The following is a 4990-nucleotide window of genomic DNA, read 5'->3' on the forward strand; positions in this document are numbered from 1 at the left end:
ATGATACTGGTGTTTGGTCTATTGGGTCTCTTGGTGCTGGTGAGAGTGTTGCTTTGAGTATTACTGTTGTTATTATTGGTAATGGTACAGTTATTAATACTGCGAGTGTGACTGTGGATCAGAATAACACTAATAATGATAATGGAACTGATAATAGTACTTTTGATGTGAATTTCACTAAAGATAATGTTGATTTTGATGTTGTTGTTCCTGGTGGTAGTGTTGGTGATACTATTGATATTGTTCTTAATTTGACTGATGGTGACGGTAATCCTGTTAATACGGTATCTAATGTGACTTTGGATGGTGTTAATTATGTTGATATTGAGTTTATCGATGGAATAGCTACTATTCATTATAATATTACTGAAGTTAAAGACAATATTACTGTTGGATTTGTGGGTAATAATGAGTATAATGGTAATGAGAGTATTTTTGATGTGAGTTTCACTAAGGGTGGTGTTGGTGATACTATTGATATTGTTCTTAATTTGACTGATGATAATGTAAGGAATAATGATATTAGTGATTATGATAATAATTTTGATGATGGGGATACAAACAATAATACTGATTACAATACTGACCTAGAAGGTAATAATTTTGTTAATTTTAATAACAATAATAAAAACACAGATGTTCCAAATAATCTGAATGCTAAAAATTCAACTACAAATGCAGGTATGAAAACAACAGGTATTCCATTAATAGCTATTATAATTATTTTAAGCTTATTTGGATTAATTTCCTTTAAAAGAAAAGAATGAGTTAATTTTATGTAATATGGGATGTTCCATAATTTAACTGATGTCTTAAATTTCTCATTTTCTTGAAATATGGAGTATTATTTCTTATTTTCATAAATAATGATTTTTTGTTTTACAGGTGTTTTTGCTCTAAATCAAAAAATTTACCCTATTGCTAGAGATATTAATGTTTTAAATAAAACAATCTCATTTAATGGTACAAGGGAGTATAAGAATCATAAATTTACTCAATAGGGGCATTAATATCAGATGGTGAAGATCTTATACTTAGAATCAAATCATTAATAAATAAACTGTTAATTGTTAAAATAGCTAATTTTGTATCCATGATCTAATATTTACCTAGTAATTACTAATGGGGCTCAACTAATTTTATCAATGAAATTTACACAGATTTGTTAGTAACTGATGGATATATTATGATAATCCTAGATCACAGTAAAGTGTAATTTATAAATTATAGTGCAACCAATGTACTTATGATGTTGGCACAAGTTTGGATGGACAATAGGAAATCTTGAAGCTGGAGCAAATCTGACATTAACAATCAATGTTACTGTAACATCTGAAGGAATAATAATGCTCATACATACATGTATATGCTTATATATGTCTATATGTGCATATGCATAATCTCTAGGATTTATTATTATATATTTTGTTTTATACAAAACGAATTTTATAATAGCTATTAAATTAATATTTAATATAATTATCTTAATTGTAATATGAATATAAATATCATGTTATTTGACAAAAATTTTTTCTACTTGACAAATTTATCTATTATTTAAGAGATTCTTTAATGATGTTTTTTAAAATTTAATCTTTATTTAAATAGATCCTAGTAAATTATTAATGTATACTTAATTAATCATGATAATATTTATTATATGGAATAAAAATATTTTTTAAGTTAATAATATTGAAATAAGAATGTTTTTATAGCTATTTTTTAAAAAGAAAAATTAAAGGATGTATTTTAAATCAAAAAATCAATATAATTATATATTTGATAATTTTTCATCAAAATCCTCTTAAATCAACTTATTTGCTAATTAATTATTTAAAAATTGATATTATTAGTAAATAATCATTATTTAATCTAATTTTATCTTAATTTCAATATTATATTTGTAAATAATTTTAATAGTAATTTTAATGAATATTTAAATGAATATAAGTTAGTTTAGTTTGTTATAAGTTTTTTAAAGAATAATTGATTTTTTGAATGAGTTTAAGTTATTTGATATATATCAAACTATTAATTTACAAAGCTTTGTTAGTATATGAACTAATGGTATTTTTTAAATCATGGATTCATTTATTTTTATTAAATTAAAGATTTTTAATAGCTATTTTCTATTAATTTCTATTAATATTTCTTTCTAATCTCTTATTAATTATTTTATCATGTATTTATCTAAATAAAGAATTTTTATTTTTCACTAAATTTTGAATTAATAGAAGTGTTCAGTATGTTTAGATGCTTGAGTTTTGGAATAGTTTTTGTTCAAACTTTTTTCAAAAGTTTGTTTTGAATTAATAGAAGTGTTCAGTATGTTTAGATGCTTGAGTTTTGGAATAGCTTTTGATCAAACTTAATTTATTAAGTTAGAAAATCTTTGATTTTCTTAAACTTTTATTTTGTGACAGAAATTTAGAGAAATCTCGAGAAATCTCTGATTTCTCGTTTTCAAAAGTTTGTTTCAATATATTTCCAATGTTTTTAATAAAAAATAAAATGTTAAATCTATTTTAAAGGACTGAATGATCTTAGTTATTATAATAACTCTCTATTTTTATATATTGTATATTTATAATAATCTAATTTGTATTTTATAAAACAATAATGAGAAAGTATATATAGTAAGTAATACTAATAAGGTAATATTAACTTGTTCAAAAATAATGAACTAATTTTGTATAAATTATTATTTGCTACTATTAAATCATTTTCTTGTTACAAATAATAATTTTCTATCATAGTTATAAAAATTTAAATGAAAATGTAACTAAAAATAATGTTTAAACGCATATGAATATTCTAATTGATTAATTACAAGTGAAAATTCAAAATCTTATGAATAAGATTTTTTTGACCATCTCGCTCACAACTCTGTTTAAAATTCCTATAATATATAATTCGTGCAAATATATTAGTTATTACTTACTATCATTAAATTAACTATTTACCATCACATACAGGCTTATTATTTGACATTGAATAATTAATTTCTAAAAAAAACCTTGAATTAAGTCATAATCCATGAATAATTAAATTAAGTATATAAATTATAGGAATGAAGATAACATTATCTTCATATAAACGGAGGAAGTGATTTTGAGATTTAACTTCAAAAAATCAGAGAATATGAAGAAAATAATAATTTCATTAGTATTCTTAATAGTATTATCACTATCAATCTCAAGTATTCATGCTGCATCAGATGTATACATAGCACCTGATGGAGATGATCAAGCTGAGGGTAGCCTAAGCAATCCCTATGCTAGTCTTGAAAAAGCAGTGATAAATGTAGAGGATAACGGAACAATCTATTTAGGCAATGGAATTTATAATGGAACGAAAAATAGAAACATAACAGTAAATAAAACCACAACATTTATTGGAGAATCCAAAGGAAATGTTATAATCAATGCTGAAGGTCAAAGTAGACATTTTAATATATCTTCAGGAATCACTGTAACCTTCATAAACATAACTTTCACAAATGGAAGAGCAATAGGTGTAACCAATGGTGGATCTATTTACAATTCTTTAGATAGTACTCTTAATATAAGAGATTCTAGTTTTACTAGTAATAGTGCTAGTAATAATGGTAGTACTATTTACAATAATGGAGATTTAGATATTAAAGATTCTAGTTTCTCCTCTAACAGTGGAGGAAATGGTACTATCTTTAATGTTGGTAATCTTAACATAAACAACACTACATTTAATAATAATACCAACACTGCAACTAGATCATATGGTGGTGCTATTTATAATAACATTAACAGTAATGTTAGTATACTTGACTCTATTTTCATGGTTAATACTGCAGCTGTTAGTGGTGGAGCTATTTACAATAGGGGTAATATTAGTGTAAATAGATCTAACTTTACTAGTAATACAATTTATAATACTATTGATAGTACTATTAATATAAATGATTCTAGTTTTATAACTAATGGTATTAGTAATGAAGGTAACCTTACAATATTTAGTTCTAATTTCACTAACATTAGTAGTGGTAGTAGTATTGATAATATAGGTACTAATAGTAATGCTACTGTAAGTAACTCTGATTTTATTAAAAATAATATAGCTATTTCTAATGCAGGAAAATTCATTTTAGATGGTTCTAGTTTTATTAATAATACTAATGGTATTTCTAATAGTGGAACTTTTAGTTTAAATACTTCTAATTTTATTAATAATACTGGAAGTACTAGCGGAGCTATTTATAATACTGCTAGATTAAATGTAAGCAATTCCAATTTCACCAATAATAATGGTAGTTCTACTGGAGGAGCTATTTACTCTGGGAGTGCAGTTAATATTGATTACTCTAACTTCATTTCAAACTCTAGAGCTATTCATTTAGGTCTAGGTGATACTAGATCTAATATCTCTAATTCTAACTTCACAAATAATACTGTAGCTATGTATATTTATGCTAATTATACAAGTGTAACTCAAAATAATATCATTAATAATAATCAGGGAATTGTTATTTATGGTACTGCTTCTCGAATTGCAGGGGTTAAAATTAATTATAATCGTATTTTTAATAATACTAATGTAAGTGGTTATGATCTTGAAAATTTAGGTAATGTTAATGCTACTTTAAATTGGTGGGGATCAAACAATCCTAAAATTAATGGAGGAAGTCCTGCAAACTACTTCATCGTAACTATTAGTGAAATAAACCAAAACACTCTAAATTATAGTTTAGTTTTAAATAATAGTAATGTTGAATATGATTTAAGTTTAATGCCTGATTTTAATGGTTCTATTTCATCTAGCCTTGGTGTTGATATTTTTGATGCTAAGGATAATAATATATTAACATATTCACCAGAATATGTACATATTGAAGTGGATAATTATGACTTTGTTCTTTCAACTGATGTTTATGTAAATGCTACAGGTGGAAATGACAATAATGATGGTGCTAGTTGGGACACAGCTCTTGCATCAATTAATAAAGCTTTATGGA

Annotated in this window: 3 protein-coding genes; 2 read left to right on the forward strand and 1 reads right to left on the reverse strand. The window is 24.4% G+C overall.

Annotation, left to right across the window (positions count from 1 at the left end; translation table 11 throughout):
- On the forward strand, window positions 1-767 hold a 767-nt coding region (locus MBFIL_RS10760), incomplete at its 5' end, for a DUF11 domain-containing protein (protein WP_066971205.1).
- A gap of 428 nt (window positions 768-1195) precedes the next feature.
- Here MBFIL_RS10760 and MBFIL_RS10935 read toward each other — a convergent pair.
- Entirely contained in the window at window positions 1196-1354 is a 159-nt protein-coding gene (locus tag MBFIL_RS10935; protein ID WP_211261692.1) for a hypothetical protein, read from the reverse strand.
- A gap of 1751 nt (window positions 1355-3105) precedes the next feature.
- Here MBFIL_RS10935 and MBFIL_RS02585 point away from each other — a divergent pair.
- On the forward strand, window positions 3106-4990 hold a 1885-nt coding region (locus tag MBFIL_RS02585), incomplete at its 3' end, for a beta strand repeat-containing protein (RefSeq protein ID WP_369324004.1).

The sequence above is a fragment of the Methanobrevibacter filiformis genome (assembly GCF_001639265.1).
GTDB lineage: Archaea > Methanobacteriota > Methanobacteria > Methanobacteriales > Methanobacteriaceae > Methanacia > Methanacia filiformis.